At 74.9% G+C, this 25,304-nt stretch carries 19 protein-coding genes and 1 pseudogene; 8 read left to right on the top strand and 12 right to left on the bottom strand.

Annotated elements, in window-relative coordinates; all coding sequences use genetic code 11:
- Positions 1 to 409 precede the first annotated feature (409 nt).
- Entirely contained in the window at positions 410 to 1,465 is a 1,056-nt protein-coding gene (locus tag ABD323_RS23810) for a glycosyltransferase family 2 protein (protein ID WP_344443948.1), read from the top strand.
- 77 nt (positions 1,466 to 1,542) lie between these two features.
- Here the strand turns inward: ABD323_RS23810 and ABD323_RS23805 are convergent, their stop codons facing one another.
- Complete coding sequence (locus ABD323_RS23805; RefSeq protein ID WP_344443947.1) at positions 1,543 to 4,431, bottom strand: AfsR/SARP family transcriptional regulator; 2,889 nt, start codon at positions 4,429 to 4,431, stop codon at positions 1,543 to 1,545.
- 125 nt (positions 4,432 to 4,556) lie between these two features.
- On the opposite strand from ABD323_RS23805, the gene ABD323_RS23800 reads away from it, so the two are divergent.
- A complete protein-coding gene (locus ABD323_RS23800; protein ID WP_344443946.1) occupies positions 4,557 to 4,967 on the top strand; it encodes a hypothetical protein in 411 nt (136 codons plus the stop codon).
- A complete protein-coding gene (locus tag ABD323_RS23795; RefSeq protein ID WP_344443945.1) occupies positions 4,949 to 5,413 on the top strand; it encodes a hypothetical protein in 465 nt (154 codons plus the stop codon). The genes ABD323_RS23800 and ABD323_RS23795 overlap by 19 nt, the downstream gene beginning before the upstream one ends.
- Positions 5,414 to 5,517: 104 nt before the next feature.
- Here ABD323_RS23795 and ABD323_RS23790 read toward each other — a convergent pair whose 3' ends face one another.
- Entirely contained in the window at positions 5,518 to 7,161 is a 1,644-nt protein-coding gene (locus ABD323_RS23790; protein WP_344443944.1) for a Na+/H+ antiporter, read from the bottom strand.
- A gap of 104 nt (positions 7,162 to 7,265) precedes the next feature.
- On the opposite strand from ABD323_RS23790, the gene ABD323_RS23785 reads away from it, so the two are divergent.
- The gene (locus tag ABD323_RS23785) at positions 7,266 to 7,934 is read left to right on the top strand and encodes a lysophospholipid acyltransferase family protein (protein WP_344443943.1); all 669 of its coding nucleotides are present in this window, start codon (positions 7,266 to 7,268) and stop codon (positions 7,932 to 7,934) included.
- A gap of 59 nt (positions 7,935 to 7,993) precedes the next feature.
- Here ABD323_RS23785 and ABD323_RS23780 read toward each other — a convergent pair whose 3' ends face one another.
- The 6 genes and pseudogenes from ABD323_RS23780 to ABD323_RS23755 all read right to left on the bottom strand — a co-directional run bounded on the left by ABD323_RS23780 (position 7,994) and on the right by ABD323_RS23755 (position 15,571).
- The gene (locus tag ABD323_RS23780) at positions 7,994 to 9,823 is read right to left on the bottom strand and encodes an ABC transporter ATP-binding protein (protein WP_344443942.1); all 1,830 of its coding nucleotides are present in this window, start codon (positions 9,821 to 9,823) and stop codon (positions 7,994 to 7,996) included.
- Between the two features lie 138 nt (positions 9,824 to 9,961).
- On the bottom strand, positions 9,962 to 10,732 hold the full coding sequence (locus tag ABD323_RS23775; protein WP_344443941.1) for an SDR family NAD(P)-dependent oxidoreductase: 771 nt from the start codon (positions 10,730 to 10,732) through the stop codon (positions 9,962 to 9,964).
- 98 nt (positions 10,733 to 10,830) lie between these two features.
- A complete protein-coding gene (locus tag ABD323_RS23770) occupies positions 10,831 to 11,880 on the bottom strand; it encodes a glycosyltransferase family 2 protein (protein ID WP_344443940.1) in 1,050 nt (349 codons plus the stop codon).
- Positions 11,881 to 12,115: 235 nt separating this feature from the next.
- Positions 12,116 to 13,041, bottom strand: a pseudogene (locus ABD323_RS23765) (SDR family oxidoreductase).
- Positions 13,038 to 13,967 carry an alpha/beta fold hydrolase gene (locus ABD323_RS23760; protein WP_344443938.1) on the bottom strand — a complete coding sequence of 310 codons (930 nt, stop codon included), beginning with the start codon at positions 13,965 to 13,967 and terminating at the stop codon, positions 13,038 to 13,040. The pseudogene ABD323_RS23765 and the gene ABD323_RS23760 overlap by 4 nt, the downstream one beginning before the upstream one ends.
- Complete coding sequence (locus ABD323_RS23755; RefSeq protein ID WP_344443937.1) at positions 13,964 to 15,571, bottom strand: flavin-containing monooxygenase; 1,608 nt, start codon at positions 15,569 to 15,571, stop codon at positions 13,964 to 13,966. The genes ABD323_RS23760 and ABD323_RS23755 overlap by 4 nt, the downstream gene beginning before the upstream one ends.
- A gap of 195 nt (positions 15,572 to 15,766) precedes the next feature.
- On the opposite strand from ABD323_RS23755, the gene ABD323_RS23750 reads away from it, so the two are divergent.
- The gene (locus tag ABD323_RS23750) at positions 15,767 to 16,549 is read left to right on the top strand and encodes a MerR family transcriptional regulator (RefSeq protein ID WP_344443936.1); all 783 of its coding nucleotides are present in this window, start codon (positions 15,767 to 15,769) and stop codon (positions 16,547 to 16,549) included.
- Between the two features lie 205 nt (positions 16,550 to 16,754).
- Entirely contained in the window at positions 16,755 to 18,050 is a 1,296-nt protein-coding gene (locus tag ABD323_RS23745) for an MFS transporter (RefSeq protein ID WP_344443935.1), read from the top strand.
- 139 nt (positions 18,051 to 18,189) lie between these two features.
- Here ABD323_RS23745 and ABD323_RS23740 read toward each other — a convergent pair whose 3' ends face one another.
- On the bottom strand, positions 18,190 to 19,092 hold the full coding sequence (locus ABD323_RS23740; protein WP_344443934.1) for an NmrA family NAD(P)-binding protein: 903 nt from the start codon (positions 19,090 to 19,092) through the stop codon (positions 18,190 to 18,192).
- Positions 19,093 to 19,170: 78 nt separating this feature from the next.
- Between ABD323_RS23740 and ABD323_RS23735 the strand changes: the two genes are divergently transcribed.
- Together ABD323_RS23735 and ABD323_RS23730 are read left to right on the top strand one after the other, a co-directional pair.
- Positions 19,171 to 19,641 carry a MarR family winged helix-turn-helix transcriptional regulator gene (locus ABD323_RS23735; RefSeq protein ID WP_344443933.1) on the top strand — a complete coding sequence of 157 codons (471 nt, stop codon included), beginning with the start codon at positions 19,171 to 19,173 and terminating at the stop codon, positions 19,639 to 19,641.
- 191 nt (positions 19,642 to 19,832) lie between these two features.
- Positions 19,833 to 20,636 carry an inositol monophosphatase family protein gene (locus ABD323_RS23730; RefSeq protein ID WP_344443957.1) on the top strand — a complete coding sequence of 268 codons (804 nt, stop codon included), beginning with the start codon at positions 19,833 to 19,835 and terminating at the stop codon, positions 20,634 to 20,636.
- Between the two features lie 70 nt (positions 20,637 to 20,706).
- Here ABD323_RS23730 and ABD323_RS23725 read toward each other — a convergent pair whose 3' ends face one another.
- The 3 genes from ABD323_RS23725 to ABD323_RS23715 form a co-directional block, all read right to left on the bottom strand.
- The gene (locus ABD323_RS23725; RefSeq protein WP_344443932.1) at positions 20,707 to 21,918 is read right to left on the bottom strand and encodes a cytochrome P450; all 1,212 of its coding nucleotides are present in this window, start codon (positions 21,916 to 21,918) and stop codon (positions 20,707 to 20,709) included.
- 74 nt (positions 21,919 to 21,992) lie between these two features.
- Positions 21,993 to 22,814, bottom strand: a complete 822-nt coding sequence (locus tag ABD323_RS23720; protein ID WP_344443931.1) for a tRNA-dependent cyclodipeptide synthase — start codon at positions 22,812 to 22,814, stop codon at positions 21,993 to 21,995.
- A 798-nt stretch (positions 22,815 to 23,612) separates the two neighbouring features.
- Entirely contained in the window at positions 23,613 to 25,259 is a 1,647-nt protein-coding gene (locus tag ABD323_RS23715; protein WP_344443930.1) for a pyridoxal phosphate-dependent decarboxylase family protein, read from the bottom strand.
- Between the last annotated feature and the right edge of the window lie 45 nt (positions 25,260 to 25,304).

The raw sequence follows: 25,304 nt of genomic DNA, 5'->3' as shown, positions 1-25,304 counted from the left end.
GACGCAGCCGTTACGTGCAAGCAATATCAGTCCCAGCGGGAAAACCGGGGCCACGAGCCACCAGGAGCGTTCGACTGATGAACACATCATCGAATAACTGACGATGTGATCGTCGTGCGCTCCGCCGACCGTACCGCTGCACCTTTCCACCACCTCTGGGTCCACTGTCCGGCCGTCTCAACGCTGCGGCGGCCAGGCTCCAGACGGTGGAGGACTGGCGGCCGGCCGCTGAGGGTCGGCCGGGCCGCCGACCCGGCTGCCGGTGTCGCCCGCTCTGGACGCGGCACCGGCGGTCGCCGTTCGCGTGTCGGCCGCCGCGATCGGAGGTCGAGGGCCGCGATCGGACGTCGAGCGCCGCCGGTAGAGTGGCCCGATCAGGCGCCCGGCCCCCGGCAGAGACAAGAAGAGCGTGCGAGTCCTCCTCAGCATCGTTGTGCCCGTCCACGGCGTGGAGCGCTTCCTGCCCCGCTGCCTGGACTCCATCCTCGACCGGCAGAGCAGCCAGGACTTCGAGGTGATCGCGGTCGACGACCGCTCCCCCGACGGCTGCGGCGCGATCCTGGACGCCTACGCGGCCCGCGACCCGCGCCTGCGGGTCCTGCACCTGGCCGAGAACCAGGGGCTGGGCGGCGCCCGCATCGCCGCGCTGCCCCACGCGCGGGGCGAGTACCTCTGGTGCGTCGACAGCGACGACTACCTCCCCGAGGGCGCGCTGGACGCCGTCCTGACCGAGCTGCGCGCCGAGCGCGTGGCGGCACAGCCGGTGGACGTCCTGATCACCGGTTTCACCCACGTCTTCCCGGACGACAGCACCGAGCCGAACCCCTGGCGCCACCTGCTGGCCGGCTCGCCGCTGGAGCGGCCGGCGGGCTGCACACTGCGCGAGCACCCGGCGCTGGTGCGATCGGTGCTCTCGGTCTGGAACAAGGTGTTCCGTCGCGACTACCTCGACAGCCTCGACGTCGCCTTCGGGCGGGGCTTCTACGAGGACATCTCGGTCACCTACCCGGCCCTGCTCGCCGCCCGCCGGCTGCGCTACCTGGACCGCGACTGCTACCACTACCGCCGCGGACGGCCCGGCGCGATCACCGCCACCGCCTCGCCCCGGCACGCGGACGCCTTCGCCCAGTACGACGCGATCTTCGGCTTCCTGGACCGCCACCGCGACCTCGACGACCTGCGCACCCTGGTCTTCGACCGCACCCTGCGCCAGGCCCTGACCGTCTACGACTCCCCCGGGCTGGTCCCCGCCGACCTGCGCGGCGACTTCTTCGGCCGGATCGGCGCGCACTTCGCCACCCACCGCCCGCCCGGCTACCGCTTCCCCGGCGGCGCCACCGGCCTGCGGTTCCGGCTGGCCGCCCGCGGTTCGCGACGGGCCTACGACGAGCTGCGCCGCACCAGCCGGCTGCCGCGCACCCTGCGGGCGAGCCTGCGCCGCGGACCGCGCGCCGCCGCCGGCTGAGAGCCGAGGCCCGCGGCCCGGGGCCCGCGCCCGACCGGCGGTAGCGGGCCCTACCCGAGCAGCTCGGGCTGCTCGGACTACTCGGGCTGCTGCGGCCGCTCGAGTTCCGCGAGCTGCTCCGCCAGTTCGGCGGCCTCCGGCGCGCCCAGCGCGAGGAGGATCGCGTACCCGGCGCGCAGGTGGGCGACGGCCTCCCCGGCCCGGCCGTGGGCCAGCGCCACCGCCGCGAGCGTGCGCAGCGCGGCGGCCTCGTCGAAGCGGTTCCCCGTCGCCCGGCACAGCGTCAGGGCGGACTCGGCGAGTTCACCGGCCTCGTCCACGCTGCCCAGCCGGCCCAGCACCGTGGCCAGGTTGGCCAGCGCCTTCGACTCCCCCAGCCGGTGGCCGACCTCCTGGTAGATGGCGAGCGCGGCGCGCAGGTGCTCGGCGGCCTCCGGGAAGGCCGCCCGGCGCCGGGCCACCTCACCGAGGTTGAGCAGCGCGCTGGCCGTGCCGGGCCGGTCCTCGTTCTCGCGGGTGATGGCCAGCGCCTCACGGGTGCACCGGTCGGCCTCCACGAGGTCGCCCAACTCCCCGTGCACGAAGCCCAGGTTGAGCAGGCAGCCGGAGGCGCCGAGCCGGTCCCCCAGTCGCAGCCGGATGTCCAGCGACCGCTGGATGCAGGCGATCGCCTCGGCGTTGCGCTGCACGCCCTGGTAGGCGGGCGAGAGGCAGTTGAGGATCCACCCCTGGGCGGCGTCGTCGCCCAACTGCTCGGCCGCCGCCAGGGCCAGCTCGTGGGTGCTGATCCAGTCCGCCCACGCGCTGCGGACCTGGCAGACGCTCCACATCGTCATCGGCAGCTGCCAGGCGCTGCGGTGCCGCCCGGTGGCGGCGGCCAGCCGCACGGCGGCGACCAGGTTCTGCTGCTCGGCGTCGCCCCAGGCCAGCGCCGCCGCGTAGTCGGCGAAGGCGGCCACCGGGTCGGGCGGCGGCGGCCCGTCCAGTGGCACCGGGCGCCGCTGCGGGTGGAGTTGCCGGCTGACCGCCGCCGAACTGTGCAGGTACCAGGCCAACAGCCGGTCGACGGCGGCCCGCTGCTCCGGCTCGGGCTGCTCGGCGGCGACGCGTTCGGCGGCGTAGACCCGCAGCAGGTCGTGGAAGCGGTAGCGGTCCGGCGCGGGTCGCTCCAGCAGGTGGCCGGCCTGCGGCACCCGCAGCGCCAGCGCCGCCTCGGGCGCGGTGCAGCCGAGCAGGGCCCGCACCGCCGGCTCGGTGAAGGTCGGGCCGGGCACCAGGGCCAGCAGCCGGAACGCCCGGGCGGCGTGCGCGGGCAGCGCCGCGTACCCCACCGCGAAGCTGGCCCGCACCGCCCGGTCCTCGACCTCGAGTTCGTCGAGCCGGCCGCGCTGGTCCGCGAGCCGTACCGCCAGCTCCTGGACGGTCAGCCCCGGCTCGGTGGCGAGGCGGGCCCCGGCGATCCGGATCGCCAGCGGCAGCCCCGCGCACAGCCGCAGCACCTCGGCGCTCGCCCGCGGCTCGGCCGCGACCAGCCGCCCGCCGGTGACCCGGTCGATCAGCACCCGGGCCTCGTCCGCGCCGAGCACCTCCAGCAGCATCCGGTGCACCCCGTCGACGCCGGCCAGCGGGCCACGGCTGGTGACCAGCGCGGCGCTCGGCCCCGAGCCCGGCAGCAGCGGGCGGACCTGGGCGGCGTCCCGGGCGTCGTCCAGCAGGATCAGCACCTGCCGCTCGGCCAGCACCGTGCGGTAGAGCGCCGCGCGCTCCTCGGGGTCGGCCGGGATCGCGTCGGTGACCAGGCCCAGGCCGCGCAGGAAGCGGGCCTGCACCTCGGCCGGGTCCACCGCCACGGGCTTGGTGCCCTGGAGGTCGGCGTAGAGCTGCCCGTCGCCGAACCGGGTACGGACCAGGTGGGCGGCGTGCACGGCGAGCGTGGTCTTGCCGATCCCGCCCGCGCCGGAGAGCGCGCAGAGCACCACCGTGCCGCCGGTGGCCGGCGCGGCCCCGGTGACCGAGCCGTCGGCCAGGCCCGTGCCGCCGGGCGCGAGCAGGCCGACCAGCCGGCTGGTCTGCTCCGCGCGACCGGTGAAGTCCGGCAGGTCGGGCGGCAGTTGGGCCGGCCGGCTGGGGGCCGGCGGGTTCCCCCCGGCGGGTACGGCAGGATCGGCGGGTCCCGGCGATGCGGCGGGCACGGCGGCCTCGGCGGGCGCCACCCAGGCCAGCGCGGGATCGTCGGCCAGCACCGCGCGGTGCAGCGCCTGCAGTTCGACGCCGGGCTCGATCCCCAACTCCCCGACCAGCAGCCGCCGCCCCTCCTGGTATCCGGCCAGCGCGTCGGCCCGGCGCCCGGTCCGGTAGAGGGCGAGCACCAGCTGGCAGCGGAACTGCTCACGCAGCGGCCAGCGCTCGACCAGCCCGGCCAGCTCGCCCACCACCCGCTCGTGCCCGCCCAGCGCCAGGTCGGCGGCGATCCGCCCGCGCAGCGCGTCCAGCCGCCTCTCCTGCAGCACCGCCCCGCTCTCCAGGGCCAGCAACTCGCCGGGCACGCCCTGCAGTGCCTCGCCGCGCCAGCAGGCCAGCGCCCGCTCCAGCAGGTCCCTCGCCGCCCGCCAGTCCTGCGCCGCACCGGCCGCCAGCCCGCGCCGGCTCAGCTCCTCGAAGCGCCGCAGGTCCAACTCGGCGGGTTCGGCCGCGAAGAGGTACCCGGGGCGGACCGTCCGCAGCCGGCCGCCGATCTGCGGGCCCAGGCTCTTGCGCAGCCGGACCACCATCACCTGCAGCGCCTCGCGCGGTCGGCGCGGCAACGCCGTCTCCCAGACGTATTCGGCCAGGGCGTCGGCCGAGACGACCTCGCCGGCGTGCATCAGCAGGGCGGCGAGCAGGGTCCGCAGCCGTCCGTCCGGCACCCGGCAGAGCGAGCCGTCCTCGTCCCGCACCTCCAACTGCCCCAGCAGGCGGAAATCCACCCGTACCCCCCGATATCGCTCAACCGCGCTCAGGCGTAGGCGCGTTGTAGGGGGAGTGTAGGAGCAAGCAGCGACGATCGACACAGCAAACCGATCAAGCAGGATCCACCGAAGGGACCCCACCCATGCTCGCTCGTCGCACCTCGGTCCGCGCCGCAGTCGCTGCCCTCGGCGTCGGCGCCGTGCTGGCGCTCAGCTCGCCCGCGGCTTTCGCCGACCAGCCGCCGGTCACCCTCACCGCGGGCCCCTGCCAGGCGATCCAGAAGATCGAGACCCACTACTACGCCCCGGGGACCGCCGAGCAGAGCGGCTGGCACGACGCGCAGGCCATCGACCCGATCGCGAACAACGCCAGCGACCCGTACTACTGCCAGTTCAAGCTCACCGACAACTACGGTGCCACGCCGCTCTACAGCTCCATGTCGGGCAGCGAGTCCCCGTGGTGGTACGACGGCCCGGGTCACCACATCCAGGCATGCGTCTACTACATGTACGCCGGTCAGGTGAAGGCTCACCAGTGCGGCGTCACCAACTGACCGGTCCCACCGCACCCACCGAAGGGAACACCGTGCTCGCCCGTCGCACCTCCCTCCGCGTCGCCGTCGCCGCCCTCGGCCTCGGCACGCTGCTCGCCGTCGGCTCCGCCCCGGCGTTCGCGGCCAACGAGGGGAACCACTACCTCACCGCCGGCCCCTGCGCGGCCACCCAGAAGATCGAGCTGCGCTACTACGGCCCGGGGTCGGGCCACCCCGTGGGGTACCACGACGTCCAGGCCATCGACCCCACGCACAACGGCACGCAGGCCCCCTTCGCCTGCCAGTTCGTCCTGAAGGACCAGTACGGCAACGTGGTCGGTCAGTCCCGCGACGGCTCCTCGGAGTCCGACTGGGTGTACGACGGCCCGGGCTTCCAGATCACGGCCTACGTCTACTACACCTACAACGACCTGGTCCGGAACTCGGCCGTCGGCGTCACCAACTGACACCGGCGGGCGGCACCGGCTCCGACCGGACGACGGCGGCGGGGCCCGATCACGCACCGGGGGGGTGATCGGTCCCCGCCGCCGTCTCGCCGTGCCACCGCGCCTCACAGCTCGCCGAGGCCGGCCTCCTCCAGGTCGAGGGCGTGCTGCAGGCTGCTCCGGGTGGCGTCGCTGATCCGCTGCTCGTCGTAGAGTCGGCGCAGCTCGGCGCTCTCCACCGCGATCAGGTCACGGCGCAGCCGCCGGTAGCCGAGCACGGTGGCCACGTCCTGCCCCGACAGCTGCCCCTCGCCCTCCCCGCTCCCCTCCCCCGTGTCCGCTTCCGCGGTCCCGTCGGCGCCGAGCTGCGCGTCGGCGAGCCGGATCCGGGTGTACTCCAGCCGGGCCAGCAGGTCGCGGCGCATCCGGTCGGCCACCACCTCGGCGACGCTCTCGGTGTCGACCAGGGATTCCAGCCGCTCCAGCGCCACCCGCAGCACCGTCTCGGCGGCCTGCGCCTCCTCGCGGACGGTGGCCTCCGGCTCCAGCGCGATTCCCGAGGCGCGCACCACCGGGGCCAGTGTGAAGCCCTGGACCACCAGGGTGAAGGCGACCACGGAGGTGGTCAGCACCAGGACCAGCTCCCGGTAGGGCAGCGGGCTGCCGTCGTCGGCGAGCAGCGGGATGCTCAGCGCCGCCGCCAGCGGCATCACGCCGCGCGTGCCGGCCCAGGTCAGCACGGCCGGCACCCGCCAGTTCAGCCCCGAGCCGCCGTCGCGGGGGCGCTGACGCTGGGTGATCCAGGCGGTGGGGAAGATCCAGAGCAGCCGGATCAGGATCAGCGTCAGCGCGATCAGCAGGGCCTGCCAGGGCCAGCCGCTCTCCTGGGGCGTCAGGTCGCGGATCAGACTGGGCAACTCCAGTCCGATGATCGCGAAGACCACGCTCTCCAGCAGGAAGACCACGGTCTGGTAGACCGCGCGCACCTGCAGCCGGATCCGTGCGGTGGTCAGCCGGTGGCCCTGTGCGCCGAGCGCCACCCCGGCCACCACCACCGCGGTCACCCCCGAGGTGTGCAGGTCCTCGGCGAGCACGTAGGCCGCGTACGGGGTGACCAGCGCGATGACGGTCTCCAGCACCGGGTCCTCGGTGCGCGAGCGGATCGCCGCGACCAGGGCGGCACTCGCCCCGCCCACCAGCGCGCCGCCGCCCGCGAGCAGCAGGAACTCCCCGGCGGCCGCGCCGACCGAGACGGAGCCCGCGGTCACCGCCAGGCTGATCGCGACCTTGAAGAGCACCAGGCTGGTGGCGTCGTTGAAGAGGCTCTCGGACTGCACCAGGGTCTGCACGCGGGTCGGCAGCGCGAGCCTGCGCCCCAGCGCGGTCACCGCCACCGGGTCGGTGGAGGCGAGCACCGCGCCCAGCACGAAGGCCATCGCCGGCGGCAGCCCGGTGAGTTGCCCGGCCAGCGCGCCGATGCTGAAGGCACTGGCCAGCACCAGCCCCAGGGCCAGCACGGTGACGGGCCGCCAGACCGCCTTCAGCTCCCGCCAGGAGATCTCCTCCGCGGAGGCGTAGAGCAGCGGCGGCAGCACCGCGACGCTGATCACCGCCGGCGGCACCACGACCCGCGGGACGAACGGCAGCAGCCCGGCCAGCACCCCGGCCACGACCAGCAGGGACGGCGCCGGCACGCTCCAGTGCCGGGCCCCGGTGGCGACCGCCGTGGCCAGCACGACGAGCAGCAGCACCGCTGTGACTCCGCTCACCCTGCCGATCCCTCCGTCTGACGCAGTGATATGACAGTGACTCCAGGAAAGTACCTGTCGGCACGAGCCGATCCACACACGGCCCGCTGCCCGGGGAGGGACCCATGATCAAGATTGTCACCAAGCTCCTGCTCAAACCACTGGCCCGGGCGGTCTACCGGCCGGTGGTCGAGGGACTGGAGAACGTCCCGCGCAAGGGCGGTGTCATCCTGGCCAGCAACCACCTGTCGTTCATCGACAGCGTGGTGATCCCGCTGACCGCGCCGCGCCCGATCAGCTTCCTGGCCAAGGCCGAGTACTTCACCGGCCAGGGCCTCAAGGGGCGGCTCTCCCGCTCCTTCTTCAAGGCCATCGACGCGGTCCCGGTGCAGCGCGGCGAGATCCACCTGGCGCAGGCCGCGCTCAACGCCGCGCTCGAGGTGTTGGAGGACGGCCACGCCTTCGGCATCTACCCGGAGGGCACCCGCTCGCTGGACGGCCGCCTCTACCGCGGCAAGACGGGCGTGGCCTGGCTGGCGCTGACGGCCGGGGTCCCGGTGGTGCCGGTGGCGCTGGCCGGCACCGAGGAGATCCTGCCGGTCGGCAGCCGCCGGCCGCGGCTGCGCCGGGTGACGGTCCGCTTCGGCGAGCCGCTGGACTTCTCCGCGCTGCACGGCCAGGCCCGCTCCGCCCGGGCCCGCCGCCAGGTGACCGACGAGGTGATGGCGGCGATCCACGAGCTCTCCGGCCAGGACCTCGCGGAGGTCTACAACGAGCGCCCGCTGGCCGCCTGAGCGACCCCGGCTCCGCGGGCCCGGCCCCGGCCGACCCCGACCCGGCTGCGGGGCGGGGCTCAGGCCTGCGCCAGCACCGGCTCGCCCGCCCTGGCCGGGGCCTCGCGGCGCAGCAGGGCGGCGTAGCGCCCGCCGCGCTCCAGCAGCTCCTGGTGGGTCCCCAGCTCGGCCACCCGGCCGCGCTCCAGGACCGCGATCTGGTCGGCCTCGCGGATCGTGGAGAGCCGGTGGGCGATGGTGATCGTGGTGCGCCCGGCGGCCAGCGTGTCGATCGCCTGCTGCACCGCGCGCTCGGTCTGGTTGTCCAGCGCGCTGGTCGCCTCGTCCAGGATCAGCACCGGCGGGTTGCGCAGGATGGTGCGGGCGATGGCCAGGCGCTGCTTCTCGCCGCCCGAGAAGCGGTAGCCGCGCTCGCCGACCAGGGTGTCGTAGCCGTCCGGCAGGGACGCGATGTGCTCGTGGATCTGGGCCGCCCGGGCGGCGGCGACCAACTGCTCGTCGGTGGCGTCCGGCTTGGCGAAGCGCAGGTTCTCGGCGACCGAGGCGTGGAAGAGGTAGGTCTCCTGGGAGACCACGCCGATCGCCCGCGAGAGCGTCTCGAAGGTCAGCGCGCGCACGTCGGTGCCGTCCAGGGTGACCCGGCCGCCGGTCACGTCGTACAGGCGCGGGACCAGGTAGCTGAGCGAGGTCTTGCCCGAGCCGGTCTCGCCGACCACCGCCAGCGAGCTGCCGGCCGGGATCGTCAGCTCGATGCCGGCCAGGGTGCCGGTGGGCCGCTCGGGGTCGTAGCCGAAGTCGACCCGCTCGAAGCGGACCTCGCCGCGCACCGCGGGCAGGTGCACCGCGTCGGCGGGCTCGTCGATCTCCACCGGGAGGTCCAGGTACTCGAAGATCCGCTGGAAGAGCGCCATCGAGGTCTGCACCTCCACGCCGGTGGAGAGCAGGCTGACGGCGGGGCGGAAGAGCTGCTGCTGGAGCGAGACGAACGCGACCAGGGTGCCGATCGAGACGATCGGCGCGCCGGCCGCCGAGGTCAGCCCGGCCGCCCAGTAGATGGCGGCGGGCATCGCGGACATCACGATGCCGATCACGTTCATCCGCCAGCGCCCGGCCATGCTGGAGCGCACCTCGAGGTCGGCGAGCTGGTCGGACTGCTCGGTGAACTCGCGCGAGAGCGAGTCGGAGCGGCCCATCGTGCGGCCCAGCAGGATGCCGCTGACCGAGAGGGACTCCTGGACCGCGGAGGAGAGCACGGCGAGCTGCTTCTGCCGCTCGGAGGTGATCTTGCGGCGCTCGCGGCCGACCCGCCGGCTGATCCAGGCGAAGACCGGCAGGAGCAGCAGCGAGACCACGGTCAGCCGCCAGTCCAGCGCGACCATCGCGACCACGGTGGCCACCACGCTGGTCAGGTTGGAGACCAGCGAGGTGGCGGTGGAGGTCACGGTGGACTGCATGCCGCCGATGTCGTTGGCGATCCGGGACTGCACCTCGCCGGTGCGGGTGCGGGTGAAGAAGGCCAGCGACTGGCGCTGCAGGTGGGTGTAGACGGCGGTGCGCAGGTCGTGCATGACGCGCTGGCCCACGGTGGTGGAGACCAGGGTCTGCAGCACGTTGAAGACGCTGTTGACGACGGCGGTGGCGACCATGCCGAGCACCAGCAGGCTGAGCAGACCGGTGCGGCCCTGCGGGATCGCCACGTCGAGCACGGCGCGCAGCAGGAACGGGGTGACCACCGAGACCACCGCCGAGGCCCCGACCAGCACCCCGACCAGGGCCAGGCGGCCCCGGTAGGGGCGGAAGAGCGCCAGGACGCGGCGCAGTGGGACGGGCGGACGCGGCGCGTCCGGATCGCGCTCGGGCGGCGTCCAGGTGGTGCGGTCGGGCCTCATGGGACCTCCTGAGGGAAGGCAGCATGAAGAGGATAGCTCATTGTTAGGCGAGCTAATAATGAGCTATCCCCCCGAGTGCCCGGAAACGGGCCGCCGGGTGTCGGGGAACCGGTCGCCGGGGTCCCGGGTGCGCCGCGCTCAGTCCCGGTAGGTGCGCGCCGCCTTCGAGGACATCCCGCCCAGCTTCCCCGCCGGCAGCAGCCGGGCGATCGCCACCACGGCCTTGTAGCGCTTGCCCGGCACCGACAGGGTGCGTCCACGGGCCAGGTCGCGCAGCGCCTCGTCCACCACCCGCTCGGCGGAGAGCCAGCCCCAGGCCGGCACGTTCGTGGTCCCCATGCCGGCCCGCTCGTGGAACTCGGTCCGGGTGAAGCCCGGGCAGAGCGCCATCAGCCGCACGCCGGTGCCACCCAGGTCGCGCGCCACGCCCTGGGTGAAGTTGACCACCCAGGCCTTGGTGGCCCCGTAGGTGCCGCGCGGCAGGAAGGCCGCCACCGAGGCCACGTTGACCACCCCGCCGAACCCGCGCTCGCGCATCCCCGGCACCGCCGCGCCGGTCAGCCGCAGCACCGCCTCGACGTGCACCTTGAGCATGTCGAGCTCCTGCTCCAGCGGGACGGTGAGGTAGGCGCCCCGGTTGCCGAAGCCGGCGTTGTTGACCAGGATCCCGACCGGCCGCGCCTCGTCGCGCAGCCGCTCCTCGACCGCGGCGATCCCCTGCTCGGTGGCGAGGTCGGCGGTGAGCACCTCGGCCTGAACGCCGTAGCGCTCGTGCAGTTCGGCGGCCGTCGCCTTCAGGCGCCCGGTGTCGCGGGCGACCAGGACCAGGTCATGGCCGTCGTCGGCCAGGCGACGGGCGAAGGCGGCACCGATACCGGCGGTCGCGCCGGTGATGAGGGCTGTTGTCATGGCCCCAACCTAGACCCTGTCCGCCAAGTCCCGCCGGGCTCACGGCGGGACGGCCGCCAGGCCCCTGCGAGGGGCCCTCGGACCCGGGCCGGCGGCCCTCAGGCCCCGGCGACCGGCCGGCGCAGCCGCAGTTGGGCCCGCCGGCGCCGGTAGAGCCGGTGGAAGCGCTGCAGCGCGACGAACTCCTCCATCCGGTTCGCCAGCGTCAGGCGGTACTTGACCCGCAGCGGGGCGCGCAGCGCGGCGATCCGCTCGGTGCCGATCGCCTCCAGCAGCCGGGTGACGTGCTCCTGGTACAGCGCCCGGTACGCCTGGTCGCCGTCCGGCACCCACCAGAAGAACATCGGGATCTCCTCGACCAGGCAGTTCTGGTCGTAGGAGCGCAGGTAGTCGGCGAACTTCGGCTCGGGGCGGGCGATCAGCCAGGCGCGGACCAGCTCCATCGAGCGGACCCGGTCGACCAGCCCGCGCGGGTTGGTGCGCCCCTGGGTGATCGAGGCGTCGCCCAGCTCGCGCTCGCGCCAGTGGTAGATCGGCTCGCTGAGCACGTCCACGGCGGTGGCCAGGTAGTGGTGCGGCACGCTGACCGGGGCGTCCTCGTACAGGATGCCCTCGGGGTAGTGCAGTTCGGCGCCGTCGTAGAAGCTGCGCCGGTAGACCTTGTTCCACGCGGTGCGGTCGGTGACCAGCGCCGGGACCTCGGTCACGTGGGTGCGCAACCGGGTCTGCGCGAACGGCTTGCGGTGCGCGCCGGACTGGTAGGAGCCGGTGGAGCGGAAGCGCAGCGCGTTGCCGGCCGCGAAGTCCGAGCCGGTCTCGTCCAGCGTGCTGATCATCAGCTGGTAGGCGCCGGGCGGCAGGGTGTCGTCACTGTCCACGTAGGCGAGGTACTCGGCGTGCGGGTCGAGGTGGCGCCAGCCGGTGTTGCGGGCCGCCCCCAGGCCCTTGTTCTCCTGCCGCACCAGCCGGAACCGGGCGTCCTGGGCCGCGAACGCCTCGGCGATGGCCGCGCTGGTGTCGGTCGACCCGTCGTCGACCATGACGCACTCGAAGTCCTCGAAGGTCTGCGCGGCGATCGAGTCCAGGCACTCCTGGAGGTAGCGCTCGACGTTGTAGATCGGGACGACGACGGAGAGGCGGGGGGCCATCGGCTGCGTGAGCCTTTCGATCAGGGGAGTGCGGGCGGGTCTACGGCGACCGCCCGTCGAAAGCGGGCGCAACCGGGATCCACGGGCCGAATGGTACCCGTCCGGCCCACCGCGCCGCCGCCGGGCGGGTGAGCGGGCGGGCAAGCGGGGACCGGCCGCGGCACCGGCCCCCGGCCGCCTCCCCCGACACCGCCCCCCGAACCCGCCCCCAGCCCCGTTCCGCTAGGCCGCCCCGCTACGCCCTCCCGCTGCGGCTGCCCCGGGAGGCCTCGTCGACCGCGCCGCCGGCGCCGACCGGGCGCAGCAGGGCGGCCGCGGTGGCCGCCAGCCGCGGGGCCAGCCGGGCCACCTCGCGGGGGCCCGCGGCAGGGCCACTTCGCGGGCGCCGACGGAGGCGATCACCCCGGGCAGCAGCCAGCGCACCGGTTGCATGCCGCGCAGCCAGGCCTGCGCGTAGACGTGCGCCGAGCGGCGGGCGATGCCGGCCACCAGGCGGTCCACCGCCGGACCGATCGGGTAGGTCCGGTTCGCCGGCCAGGGCAGCCTGGCGCGCATCTCGCGCAGCACGTCGTCCTGGTCGGCGCCGCGCACCATGTCGGTGTCGGTCCAGCTCAGGTAGCCGACCCCGACCCGGACCCCCTGGTGGGCGACCTCGGCCCGCAGCGCGTGGGCGAAGGACTCCACGCCCGCCTTGCTGGCGCAGTACGCGCTCATCAGCGGGGCGGGGGTGATCGCGGCCAGCGAGGCGATCTGCAGCAGGTAGCCGCGGGTCTCGATCAGCGCCGGCAGGAACGCCCGGGCGGTGGTGACGCTGCCCAGCAGGTTGACCTCGATCACCCGGTTGTAGGCGGCCGGGTCGCTGTCCAGCAGCGGACCGCCGATCGCGATGCCGGCGTTGGCCACCACGGTGTCGATCCGGCCGTACTTCTCCTTGATCGCCTGGGCGGTGGCGCTGAGCGCCACCAGGTCGGTCACGTCGGCCTCCCAGTAGCTCGCCTCCGGTCCGCACTGCGCGGCGGCGGCCTTCAGCTCGGCCGGCTCCAGGCCCACCAGCGCCACCCGGGCGCCGCGGTCGGCCAGCCTGCGGGCCATCAGCGCGCCCAGGCCGCGGGCGGCCCCGGTGACGACGACGACCTGGGCGTTGAGCGGGGGCGTGGTCACGCGGCATCACTCCTGAGGGCGGTGAGGTGGGTGGTGACCAGGCGCCGGATCTCGGCGGCGACCTCGTCGGGACGCTCGACCGGCGACATGTGGCCGACGCCGGGCAGTTCCAGCAGCCCGTCCGGGCGGCGCAGCGCGGCGCGCATCGCGCGGGCGTGCACCGGCGGGGTGAGCTTGTCGTGGCTGCCGACCACGATCGCGGTGGGCGCCTCCAGCATGGTCAGCCCGGGGCGCACGTCCAGCTCGCCGAGCACCCGGGCCCAGTTCGCCCGCACCGCGGTGGGGCAGGCGTGCACGATGTCGGCGCAGGCCGCCACCTCGCCCGCGGGGGTGGCCGGGCCCATGGTGGCGTACTTCAGCAGCGCCCTGGAGAGCCCGGTGACCGGCCCCAGCGGCAGCCGGGACTGCAGGATCTGCCGGTGCAGCGCCCGGCGCAGGCCGGCCGGGCGCACCGTGGGCGGCACCACCAGCAGGTGCTCGGTCAGGTCGTGCGGACCGGTGCTGACCAGCAGCGCGGCCGCGGTGCGGGCGGCCACCTTCGAGCGGCCGCCGGCCGCCATGATGGTCATGCCTCCCATGCTGTGCCCGGCCAGCACGGCGCGCTCCCCCTCGGGGACGACCCGGGTCAGCACCGCCTCCAGGTCGTCGGCCAGGGCCTGGGTGGAGTAGCCGTGCCGGCTGACCGGGATGTCGCTGCGCCCGTGGCCGCGCTGGTCGTAGGCGACCAGCCGGTGGGTGTCGGCCAGCCGGTGGATCACCGGGGCCCAGAAGGCGGTGGAGCAGGTCCAGCCGTGTGCGAGCAGCACCACCGGCGCGTCCTGGGGCCCGTACGCCTCGGCGTTCAGCCAGCTGCCGTCGGCTGAGCGCACCCGCAGCCGTTCGGCGGGCGCGGGCAGCAGGCAGTCGGCGGGAATCGCGGCGCTCATGCGGTGACCTCCTGGGGGGCGGTGGCGGCCGGCGCCGGGCCGGGACGCTTGATCAGCTCGTACTCGGTCAGGTCGAGCCGGCGGGTGGCGCGCCGGAAGGCGCTGGTGGAGCCCGGCCACAGGACGGTGTTCTTGCCCTGGCTGTCCAGGTACCAGCTGCGGCAGCCGCCGGTGCTCCAGACCGTGCGGGCCATCCTGTGCTGCAGCCGCTGGTTCCAGTGCCGCTGGGCGCGCGCGGTGGGCTGCAGGGCGGTGGCGCCGAGCGAGTCCAGCGTGGTCAGCGCGTCGACGAGGTAGTTCAGCTGCGACTCGATCATCAGGATCATCGAGCTGTTGCCGAGTCCGGTGTTGGGGCCGATCACGAAGAAGAGGTTGGGGAAGCCGTGCACGGTGGAGCCGCGCAGCGCCTCCATCCCCTCCTTCCACTCCTGCGCCAGGCTCTGGCCCTGCGCGCCGAAGACCCGTTCGGCGATCGGCATGTCGGTGACGTGGAAGCCGGTGCCGAAGACCAGCACGTCGGCCTCGTGCTCGCTGCCGTCGGAGGCGACCAGCGTGGAGCCGCGCACCTCGCGCAGTCCGGCGGCGACCACCTCGGTGTTGGGCGCGGCCAGCGCCGGGTAGTAGCTGTGGCTGAGCAGGATCCGCTTGCAGCCGATCCGGAAGTTCGGGGTGAGCTTGGCGCGCAGCTCGGGGTCCCTGATCTGCTGGGCCAGGTGCCGCTCGGCCAGCCGCTGGACCAGCTTCAGCGCGCCGGGGCGGCGCACGAAGGCGTCCACCTGGAGCTCGCGGGTGGCGAAGAGCGCGGCCCGGCGCAGCGCGGTGGTGGCCGGCACCGCCCGGTGCACGGCCCGCTCCAGGGCGCTGATCTCGCGGTCCATCTTCGGCAGCACCCAGGCCGGGGTGCGCTGGAAGACGGTCAGCCGGCCGACCTTCGGCTGGATCGAGGGGACGATCTGCACCGCCGAGGCGCCGGTGCCCACCACCGCGACCCGCTGCCCGGTCAGGTCGTGCTCGTGGTCCCAGCGCGAGGAGTGGAAGACCTTGCCGGGGAAGCCGTCCAGCCCGGGCAGGTCGGGGATCTGCGGGTCGGAGAGCGGGCCGGTGGCGGAGACCAGCGCGTCGGCGGTCCACACGCCCCGGCTGGTGGTGATCCGCCAGCGGGTCTGCTCGGGCTCCCAGCGCGCCTCGTGGACCTCGGTGCGCAGCCGCAGGTGCGGGCGCAGGCCGAAGGTGTCGGTGACCCGCTCCAGGTAGGCGCGGATCTCGCCCTGGCCGGAGAAGCTGCGCGGCCAGTCGGGGTTGAGCGCGAAGGAGAACGAGTAGAGGTGCGAGGGGACGTCGCAGGCGCAGCCCGGGTAGCTGTTGTCGCGCCAGGTGCCGCCGACCGAGTCGGCCCGCTCCAGGATCACGAAGTCGGTGATCCCGGCCCGGCGCAGCCGCACGCCGGCGCCGATGCCGGCGAACCCGGAGCCGATCACGGCGACCCGTACGTGCCGGGGGCCGGCGTCCGCCGGCTCGAGGGCGGGCTCGTCCGCCGGGCCGGGAGCGCTCGACGGGGACGGTGCCGGGCCGGGGCCGGTGCGCTGCTCGGGGCTGGCTGCCATGCGGCGGGTCCTCTCTGGCGGTGCGTACGGGGTGGGCGCGCTGCGGGAGCGTACGGGACGCTGGATCGTGCCAGTGTTCACTGGCACGATTGGCAGAGTAGCCGCTGCCGCCGCCGCGCGGAAGAAGCCCGACCGGGCGGGATCCGGCCCGCCGGATCGCGCCGCGGGGACCGGGCGCCGCCCTATGCTGACCGCGTGGCGGAGATCCAGGACGACGACGACAGCGCGCTGACCGGCGCCGACGCAGTGCGCCCGCGCGAGTACCGGGTCGAGGAACTCGCCGCGGCCGCCGGCATCACCACCCGCACCCTGCGCTTCTACCGCGAACGCAAGCTGCTGCCGCCGCCCCGCAAGGAGGGCCGGATCGCCTGGTACGGCGAGTCGCACCTGGCCCGGCTCAAGGTGATCGCCGAACTGCTGGAGCGCGGCCACGCGCTGGGCGGCATCGCCGAGCTGATCGGGGCGGGCGAGAGCGGCCGGGACGTGGCCGAGCTGATCGGCCTGGAGGACGCGATCATCTCGCCCTGGTCGGACGAGACCCCGGTCTCGCTCAGCTGGAGCGAGCTGGCCGACGCCTTCGGCGACCAGCTCACCGAGGCCAACACCGCCGAGTCCCTGGCCCAGGGCTACGTCACGGTCACCGACGAGGGCATCACCCACGTCAGCCGCCGCCTGATGGACGCCACCACCGCCCTGGTCGCCGAGGGCGTGCCACTGGCCGCCGTGCTGGACGCCAGCCGCAAGGCCCAGGAGTACGCGGACGCGGTGGCCGAGGTCTTCGTCGGCCTGATCCGCGACCAGCTCCTGGGCGCGCTGGCCGCCCACGACCCGCTGCCCCCCGGCGAGGCCGCCCACCTCACCGAGCAGCTCACCCGGGTGCGCCCGCTGGCCCGCACCGTCGCGGACGCCCAGTTCGCCCTGGCCATGGACCGCCGCGTGCACGCCGAGTACGACGAACTCCTGCGCCGCCGGCGGTAGGACCCGGGCCGCGGGCCCCCGCGGGCCGGCAGCGGATGCTCCGGGCGGGGCGGCGCCGGGCGGCGGGTGCGCTGGATGATCGTACGATTACGGTGCGTGTCCGGGCTGTCCTAGCGTGGGGGCTCACCCGCTGGTCGATCACCTGTCGGGCCGACTGCGGGGAGGCGGGCGCCCCGGGGCGGTCCTGTCGCTGGGGGCGGGGAGCATGGACGGATCCGGGGTGCGGACCGGGGCGGTCGCCAGGTACCGGCAGACCCGGGAGCTGACCGGCGGCCCGGTGCTCGCCTGGTCGCTGCTCGGGCGGCTGCCGGCCGCGATGTGCCCGATCGGCTCGCTGCTGATGGTCAGCCAGCGGACCGGGAGCGTCTGGTGCGGCGCGGCGGTGGCCGGGGTGCTGGCGGTGGGCCAGGCGGTGGGCGGGCCGCTGGTGGGCCGGGCGGCCGACCGGCGCGGGCAGCGCCGGGTGGGGCTGGTGGCGGCCGCCGTCAACGGCCTGGCCGTCCTCGCCCTGGTCGCCGCCTCGCAGGCGCGCACCGCGCTGGGCTGGCAGTTGCTGGCGGCGCTGGTGGTGGGGCTCTCGGTGCCGCTGGTGGGGCCGCTCTCGCGCAGCCGCTGGCTCTGGCTGGCCCGCGGGCGCCCGGACCGGACGGCCGCCGCGCTCTGGCTGGACGGCCTGATCGACGAGCTCAGCTTCACCAGCGGCCCGGCCGTGGTGGGGCTGCTGGCCACGCTGACCGGGCCGGGCGGCGGGCTGCTGCTGGCGGCCGGCCTGGTCGGGGTCTGCGGGACCCTCTTCGCCCGCCACCCCACCGCCCCGCCGGGCGTCCCCGCCATCCCGGCCGGCGCCGCGGACGGGTCCGGCACCGCTGCCCGGGCCCGGCTGCTGACCCTGCCCTACCTGCTGCTGCTGGCCGGCATGGCGCTGCTCGGCGTCGTCTTCGGCTCGGTCCAGGTCGGCGTCACCGCGACCACCGAGGCGCTGGGCCACCCGGGGGTCGCCGGCCTGGTCTACGGGCTGATGGGGCTGACCAGCGCCTGCTCGGGCCTGGCGGTGGCCGCGCTGCCCGCCCGCCTGGACCTGCCGCTGCGACTGCGGGCCGGCACCGGGCTGCTCTGCGGCGCCGCGCTGCTCTTCCCGTTCGCGGGCGCCACCCTGCCGGGCCTGGCCGCGGCGGTCGGCTGCCTGGGGCTCGCGGTGGCGCCGCAGATGATCACGATGTTCGGACTGGTCGAGCGGACCGTTCCGCCCGCCCGGCTGGGCGAGGCGATGGCCGGGCTGGTCAGCAGCATCACGCTGGCGCAGGCGGCCGGGACGGTGGTGGCGGGCTGGGCCTCGGACGCGGGCGGTCCGTCGGCACCGTTCCTGATCACCTGCACGGCCGCGGCCGCCGCGTTGCTGCTCGCGCTCGGCACCGCCACGGGGACCCGCTACCGCCGCCCGGAGCCGCCCGCCGCGCCCGCCGGCGAGGCCCGGCACCGGCCCGAGCGCGCCTCGGCCTGAGCCCGCCTCGGCCTGAACGTGGCTCGGCCTGAACGGGGCTCGGCCTGAACGTGGCTCGGCCTGAACGTGGCTCGGCCTGAACGTGCGTCAGCCTGAACGTGCGTCAGCCTGAACGTGGCTCGGCCGAGTCGACTGCACCTCAGTTCCCCGTGGGGACCGCGCCGAGCAGGCGCGGCCAGTCCTGCGCGGCCGCCCACTGCTCCACGCCCTGCCAGCCCACCTCGGGGTGGTTCCAGCGCAGCGCGTCGACGTCGACCTGCAGCCCGGTCCGCTGGAAGTAGCGGAACATCGCCGCCAGGTCGGTGGAGTACTGCTCGACCACCGCCAGCGGCACCTCCCGGTGGGTGATCCGCCGCCCGCTCGCGGCCGTGATGACCTCGGCGATCCGGCGCGGCGTGCACCACTGCGCGGCGATGTCGATCCGCTGGTGGACGAAGTGCTGCGGCCGCTCCAGCACCAGCGCCGCGAAGGCGCCGATGTCCGCGGCCGCGATCACCGGCAGCAGCTGGTCGGCGGGCATCGGCATCGCGTAGACGCCCTCGCGCAGCGACTCCAGGGTCCAGTCGTTCACGTAGTTGTCCAGGAAGACGGCCGGACCCAGCACGGTCCACGGCAGGTCGAGGCCGGCGAGGTGGCGCTCGATCGCCGCCTTGCTGTCGAAGTGCGGGATCCCGGTGCCGCGGTCCGCGTTGGTGGCGGAGGTGAGGACCACGTGCCGCAGCCCCGCGGTGGCCTGCGCCGCGTCCAGCAGCGCGACGCCCTGGCGCACCTCGGTGGCGAGGTCGGTGCCGAACGGCGTGGACATCGCGAAGAGCGCACCGGCCCCGGCCAGCGCACCGGTCAGCGAGGCGGGCTCGTCGAAGTCGGCCCGCACGACCTGCGCGCCGAGCGCGGCCAGCGCGGCGGCGGCCGGTCCCTGCGGATCGCGGGTCAGCGCGCGGACCCGGTGGCCGCGGGCGAGCAGGGCCCGGGCGGTGGCACCGCCCTGGGCGCCGGTGGCGCCGGTCACGGCGACCGGAGCGTCGTAGAATGTCTGCGTCATGCAGTCAACGTACGGGGCAATGCCTGCGTGGCGCAATTAATTATCGGACCGAGACCGACCGAGCGAGGGGCACTCCCGATGAGCCGAGCCGACCTGCTGACCGAACTGCGCTCGGAGTCCCGGCGCTACCTCGCCGCGTACGTCCTGTTCAACCAGGCCGTCGCCGACCACCTGGGGATGCACGCCACCGACGTGCAGTGCCTCAGCCTGCTCAGCCTGGAGGCCGCGCCGGTCACCACCAAGCAGGTCGCCGAGCTGACCGGGCTGACCAGCGGCTCGGCGACCCGCCTGGTGGACCGGCTGGAGCGCGGCGGCTACGTGACCCGCCGGCGCGACACCACCGACCGCCGGCGGGTGATGGTCGAGCTGGTCCCCGCGGCGATGGCCCGCTTCGGCGCGCTCTGGCGCGAGCTGGGCGCCGACTGGGACGCGCTCTTCGCCGCCGACAGCGAGCCGGAGCTGGCCCTGCTGCTGCGTCACATGCGCCGCACCACCGAGCTGGGCCGCCGTCAGGTCGCCGCCCTGGTGGCCCGCCAGGCCACCGGCTGACCACCGGCCGACAGCGGACGTGCGCCGGCCGGCCACCGGCGGCACGCTCCGGCCGGGCCTCGGCGCGCCGCCCGACCCACCGGCCGCGCCCGCCCGGCGACCGCCCCCGTCCGGCCGGTGGTCGCCGCAGGTCACCTCCCCTGCGGCGTGCGAGAGTGGTAGCCGAGGGAAGGGAGCGCACCGGCGTGCTCATGGAGAAGGTGGCGGAGATCCTCTGCGAGGCTTCGGCGGAGGTCGTCGAACCGCGGTTCCGGGCGCTGACCGCCGGCGAGGTGATGGAGAAGGCCCCGGGTGACCTGGTGACCGTGGCCGACCGGGAGGCCGAGGCGATCATCACGCGCCGGCTGCGCGAGCTGCTGCCCGTCCCGGTGGTCGGCGAGGAGGCGGTCGCGGCCGACCCCGCACTCGCCCGCGCCCTGCACAACGAGCCGGCCTGCTGGCTGGTCGACCCGGTGGACGGGACCGCCAACTTCGTCGCCGGCCGGCCGGACTTCGCGGTGATGGCCTCCCTGGTGCGCGACGGCGAGGCGGTCGCCGCCTGGATCTGGCAGCCGATGACCCGCACCGCCTACGCCGCCGAGCTCGGCGCGGGTGCCTGGCGCAACGACATCCGCCTCACCCGGGCGCCCGCCGCCTGGCGGCCGGGCAGCTGGCGCGGCGCGATGAAGAAGCGCCTCCTGGACCGCGACCTGCTGCCGGGCCTGCGCGAACGGGCCTCGGCCTTCGGCCTCCTGACGGAGGGTCGTCGCTCGGCCGGCATGGAGTACCCGCTGGTCGCAGGCGACGAACTGGACTTCCTCCTCTACTGGCGCACCCTGCCCTGGGACCACGCGCCCGGCTCGCTGCTGGTCCGCGAGGCGGGCGGGGTCTCGGCCCGGCTGGACGGCTCGCCCTACCGGGCCGACCCGCCCGGCGGCGAGGACGGACTGCTGGTGGCCTGCGACCCGCAGACCTGGGAGGGCGTACGCGCCGTCCTGCTCGGCCTGCCCGGCTGAGCCCGCAGCGGTACCACCCGTCCGGCGGGGCCGCCGGCGCCGCGACCGCGCGACGCCGGCGGCCTGCGCGCTACCAGAGCACCGGCAGCCGCTCCAGCAGCCGCTTGATGAAGCCCGGGCGCCAGGCGAGCTGCTCGACCGGCAGCGCCAGCCGCAGCTGCGGCAGCCGCTCGACCAGCGCCGCCAGCGCGATCTCGGCGTGGGTGCGGCCCAGCGCGGAGGCCGGGCAGAAGTGCCGGCCGCCGCCGAAGGCCAGGTGCGGGTTGCTCGCCCGGTCGAAGTCGATCCGCTCGGGGTCCGGGAAGACGGCCGGGTCGTAGTTGGCCCCCTCGATCAGGACCAGCACCAGCTCACCCGCCTTGACCTCCACCTCCCCCACCGTCACGTCCGCGAGCGCGATGCGCGGCAACGCGTCGCCGATGGAGAGGTTGTAGCGCAGCAGCTCGTCCACCGCCCGGCCGATCACCGCCGGCTCGGCGCGCAGCCGGTCGGCGAGTTCGGGCTGCCGGGCCAGCGCGATGATCGCGTGCTGCAGGAAGGCCGAGGTGCTCACCGCGCCCGCGCCGAAGAGCGAGAGCGCGACGGTGGCCAGCAGGTCGTCGCTCACCTGGTCAGAGACGTCCGGGGAGCGGCGCAGCGCCACGAACCGGCCGAGCAGCCCCTCGGTCGGCGCCGGGTCGGCGTTCAGCCGCTCCACCATGTAGCCGAGGTCCTTGTACCAGTTGGGGGCCGAGCCCTCGAAGGGTGCCGGGCTGGTCACGAAGGCGACGTCGATGCCGGACATCAGCCGTCGCCAGTCGTCGGTGGGGATGCCCAGCAGCCGGCAGTGCAGCGCGGCCGAGTACGGCTCGGTGAAGCCGTCGCGCAGGTCGGCCGGAGGGCCCTGGGCGATCAGCGCGTCCAGCAGCCGGTGCGCCGTGGCCTCCAGCCGGCTTCCCAACTCCCGGTCCGCGCGCGGCGAGAGAGTCCTCATCACTGCGTCGCGCAGGCCTGCGCTGTTGATGTTGCCCATGTTGTCGACCACCTCCGGCGGGATGGTCAGCGCGTACTGGCGCGGCACCCCGGGGTTGGCGGTGTCCTTGAGGCTGAACCGCTCGTCCTCGAGCACCTGCTTGGCCAGCCGGTAGCTGCTGACCAGCCAGGCCTCGTCGCCGGTCATGGTGCGCACCCGGGCGATCGGCTGCTCCGCGCGCAGCCGCTCGGCCTCCGGCGGCAGCACGTCGCCGCGCCGCGAGAGCGGGAAGGCCGGCAGGTCCTCGGTGGGCAGGATGGTGCTGGTCATCGGGTGGTTCTCCTTGGGAGGGGTGAGGTGGCCGGACGTCCGGCCCGTCGGGGCGCGGACGCCGTCGCGGGTGCTCAGGCGGCAGCGGCGGCGGGGACGGGCTCGGTGACGGGATCGGCGGCAGCGACGGCGGGGGCCGGGGCTGCGGGGTCGGTGGGATCGGTGCTGGAGACGGCCGGGCGGACCACCGCGTAGCCCTGTTCGGGCACCGCCCGCAGTCCCTCCCCGCGCCCGAACAGCACCGGGGTGAGCGGGAGTTCGATGTGGTAGCAGGAGACCGAACTGGGCACCCCGAGCAGCCTGGGGGTGTCCAGGAAGAACGGCAGCTCGGCGCAGATGTAACGCAGTCCGGCCGCCAGTTGCCCGGCGGTCGGCGCCGCTCCCTCGGCCAGCCGGGCGCCCAGGAAGGAGCGCGCCATCCCCTCGGCGGCGGTCCGGAAGACCGGGTCGCCGGCGAGCGCCCGGTCGATCTCGGCGCGCAGCTGCTGGTAGCCGTCATCGGGCAGGAAGTCGGAGAGTGCGCGGACCCGGACGGCGTCCCACCGCGCCTGCGCCACCCCGCGCTCGATCCGCCGGGCGGTGGTCTTGATCTCCTTGGCGGCCCGGCGCCGGGCGTGCTCGGGCTCGTAGCCGAAGGCGGCGAACTGGGTGTCGACGTGCAGGTCCGCGTAGACGATGTCCACGGCGTCAAAGAACTCCCTTGCCCAGAGCAGGAGTTCGGTTATCCGTCGGGGGCTGAAATAGCTGTTGCCGGGGCTCACCCCGATCAGCAGGTGGTCGCCGAGGTCCCACACCCGCCGGCAGCGGTCGGAGAACGGAAACGCCTCGTACGTGTCGGACTCGGTCGGGTCGGACTCGGTCGGGTCGGGCTCGGTGCTGAGGAGCGATTCGCTCATAACGCGGCCTCCGCGTCGCATGGCTGAGTTCACAGCAGGTCGGGAAAAGTTGGCAGCGGGCGCGTTCGAGCGCCCGGCGCGCGCCATTGCTCACAGCTGCGCGCAAGGAGAGGAGAACGGTCAGGACGACGCGATTCCGGGCGACGGCACGGCACGCGTCCACCCCCGGGAACGCGCGATCGGCACGGCGTCGCCCGACCGTCGCGCGGCCGTGCGGAGCTGTTCACGACATGGTGATGACGAATTCACGCGGGGCGGGAGCGGCGGTCATTTCCGGCCGGTTGCGGCTCCGTCCGCGGGGATGTTCGGCTGTGCGGCTGTACCGCCGTGCGGCTATTCGGCGGGTCGTTCTAAGGCCGGCGACTGCGGGTCCGGCGGTGCGTCGTCGGGGGCGGCGGCCACGGACGCCGGGGCCGTCGCCGGCCGCGCCCGATCGCTACGACATGCCGCAGTCACCGCGAATTCGCGGTTGCGCATGGCGGATCCCCCTTGCGCCGCTAGTCCCAGGGAGCCGTGTGCTCCCGGTGTGGCGGCGACTACTAGACGTTATCGCCGCCGATCCGGAGCTCCGCAAGTATTGCCGGCGGGTTGGCGAAATGTGATCCAGGCACGGCCGAAAATCGCCGTTACCGATCCGCCCGGACCGGTTCACGCATACCTTTCCGGACGGCGGTGAAGAATGAGTCGAATGAGGCCCGCGGGAATGCGCCACGGAGCGTCACACCAGTGTGTTTTCCTCCAGTTCCGACCACTCGGATTCCAACGGATTTCGTGCGCCCCGCGGGCGGGTGAGAGGCGCTACTGACCCGGCCCCTCCTGCTCGATCCGCCGGCCGGTGCGGACCACCTCGTCCAGCAGCCGTTCCACGTCCGCCTCGGTGGTGTGCGGATTGAGCAGGGTGAGCTTGAGGCGCACCAGACCCGCTGTCACCTCCCCCTCGGGCGCGGGCAGTTCGGTCCGTCCCAGGACCGCGCGCCCCTCGGCCAGCAGCCGCCGGCGCAGCACCGCGTTGAACCGGTCGACGGCCGCCGGGTCGGAGCGGGTGGCCGCGTCGCCGGGCAGGCAGCGGAAGAGCACGGTGGTCAGCAGCGGTTCGGCGTGCAGCTCCAGGGCCGGGCGGGCCTCCACGGCGCCGGCCGCGAATCCGGCCAACGCGTGGCAGCGGTCGACCAGTTCGCCGAGCCCGGCGCGTCCCAGGGTGCGCAGGGTGACGGCGATCTTGAAGGCGTCGGCCCGCCGGGTGGTGCGCAGCGAGTAGCCCAGCAGGCTCGGGTAGCCGGCCTTCTCGTCGTCGGCCGGGTTCAGGTAGACCGCGCGGCGGGCCAGCGAGGCGTAGGTCTCGGCCCGCCGGACCAGGAACACCCCGGCGGCCACCGGCTGCCAGCCCAGCTTGTGCCAGTCCAGCGAGACCGAGTCGGCCAGCGCGATGCCGTCCAGCAGCGGTGCCAGCCGCCGCGAGAGCAGCGCACCCCCGCCGTAGGCGGCGTCCACGTGCAGCCAGGCGCCGTACTCCTGTGCCAGCCGCGCGCAGTCGCGCAGCGGGTCGACGGCGCCGGTGTCGGTGGTGCCGGCGGTGGCGACCAGCGCGATCGGCGTGCCGCCCGTGCCGCGCACCTCCGCGAGCGCCCGGGCCAGCGCCGCCGGGTCCATCCGCTGGTCCCGGTCGACGGCGACCGGCACCACCGAGCGTTCCCCCAGGCCCAGCAGCGCGGCGGCCCGCTGGACGGAGAAGTGCGCGACCCGGGAGGCCAGGATCCGCGGTCGGCGCGAGAGGTCGACCCCGTCCAGCTCGGGCTGCCCGCCGAGCAGTTGGTCGCGGGCCAGCATCAGGCCCAGCAGGTTCGACTCGGTCCCGCCGGAGGTGAGCACGCCGGCGGCGCGCTCGGGCCGGTAGCCGACCAGCTGGGCGAGTTCGGCCAGCAGCTCGCGCTCCAGCACGGTGGCGGCCGGGGCCTGGTCCCAGGAGTCCAGCGAGGGGTTGAGCGCGGCGGCGGCCAGGCCGGCGGCGACCGCGACCGCGAGGGGCGGGCAGTGCAGGTGGGCGGCGCCGGCGGGGTCGGCGGGATCGGCGGCGCCGTGGGCGAGCAGTTCGGTGAGCTCGGCCAGCGCCTCCGGGGAGCCGGCGCCCCACTCGCCGGCGACGGTCGCCGGGTCGGCATGAGGTGCTGCCGGATCGGCCCGGGCCACCGCCCGGAAGGCCTGCGCCACCTGGTCGGCGAGCACCGCCGGGTCGCCGGGCGCCAGCGGCCCGCCCCGGCGCGCGGCGCCGGCCTCCAGCGCCGCCAGCACGGTGGCCAGCAGCGGGCGCAGCGCGGCCGGGCCACCCCGCCCGCCGGAGAGCGCGGTCGGATCCGGCCCGGTGGTGCCCGGCTCGCTGTCGCCACGCAGGGCGTCGCCCGGCGCACTGTCGCCCGACGCGCCCCGGTGCGACGCGGCGGCGCTCACGCCGACGCCCCGGCCGGGGCGGGGGGGGGGGGGGGGGGGGGGGGC

Source organism: Kitasatospora nipponensis (assembly GCF_039528135.1).
Lineage (GTDB): Bacteria > Actinomycetota > Actinomycetes > Streptomycetales > Streptomycetaceae > Kitasatospora > Kitasatospora nipponensis.
The sequence above is the reverse complement of the archived record's forward strand: the minus strand, read 5'-3'. Positions and strand labels throughout refer to the sequence as shown.

Coding starts and splice junctions, on each gene's coding strand:
- ABD323_RS23800 (WP_344443946.1), top strand. CDS start 4,557: ATGCTCGCTCGTCGCACCTCGGTCCGCGCCGCAGTCGCTGCCCTCGGC.
- ABD323_RS23785 (WP_344443943.1), top strand. CDS start 7,266: ATGATCAAGATTGTCACCAAGCTCCTGCTCAAACCACTGGCCCGGGCG.
- ABD323_RS23780 (WP_344443942.1), bottom strand. CDS start 9,823: ATGAGGCCCGACCGCACCACCTGGACGCCGCCCGAGCGCGATCCGGAC.
- ABD323_RS23775 (WP_344443941.1), bottom strand. CDS start 10,732: ATGACAACAGCCCTCATCACCGGCGCGACCGCCGGTATCGGTGCCGCC.
- ABD323_RS23770 (WP_344443940.1), bottom strand. CDS start 11,880: ATGGCCCCCCGCCTCTCCGTCGTCGTCCCGATCTACAACGTCGAGCGC.
- ABD323_RS23760 (WP_344443938.1), bottom strand. CDS start 13,967: ATGAGCGCCGCGATTCCCGCCGACTGCCTGCTGCCCGCGCCCGCCGAA.
- ABD323_RS23755 (WP_344443937.1), bottom strand. CDS start 15,571: ATGGCAGCCAGCCCCGAGCAGCGCACCGGCCCCGGCCCGGCACCGTCC.
- ABD323_RS23745 (WP_344443935.1), top strand. CDS start 16,755: ATGGACGGATCCGGGGTGCGGACCGGGGCGGTCGCCAGGTACCGGCAG.
- ABD323_RS23740 (WP_344443934.1), bottom strand. CDS start 19,092: ATGACGCAGACATTCTACGACGCTCCGGTCGCCGTGACCGGCGCCACC.
- ABD323_RS23735 (WP_344443933.1), top strand. CDS start 19,171: ATGAGCCGAGCCGACCTGCTGACCGAACTGCGCTCGGAGTCCCGGCGC.
- ABD323_RS23730 (WP_344443957.1), top strand. CDS start 19,833: ATGGAGAAGGTGGCGGAGATCCTCTGCGAGGCTTCGGCGGAGGTCGTC.
- ABD323_RS23725 (WP_344443932.1), bottom strand. CDS start 21,918: ATGACCAGCACCATCCTGCCCACCGAGGACCTGCCGGCCTTCCCGCTC.
- ABD323_RS23720 (WP_344443931.1), bottom strand. CDS start 22,814: ATGAGCGAATCGCTCCTCAGCACCGAGCCCGACCCGACCGAGTCCGAC.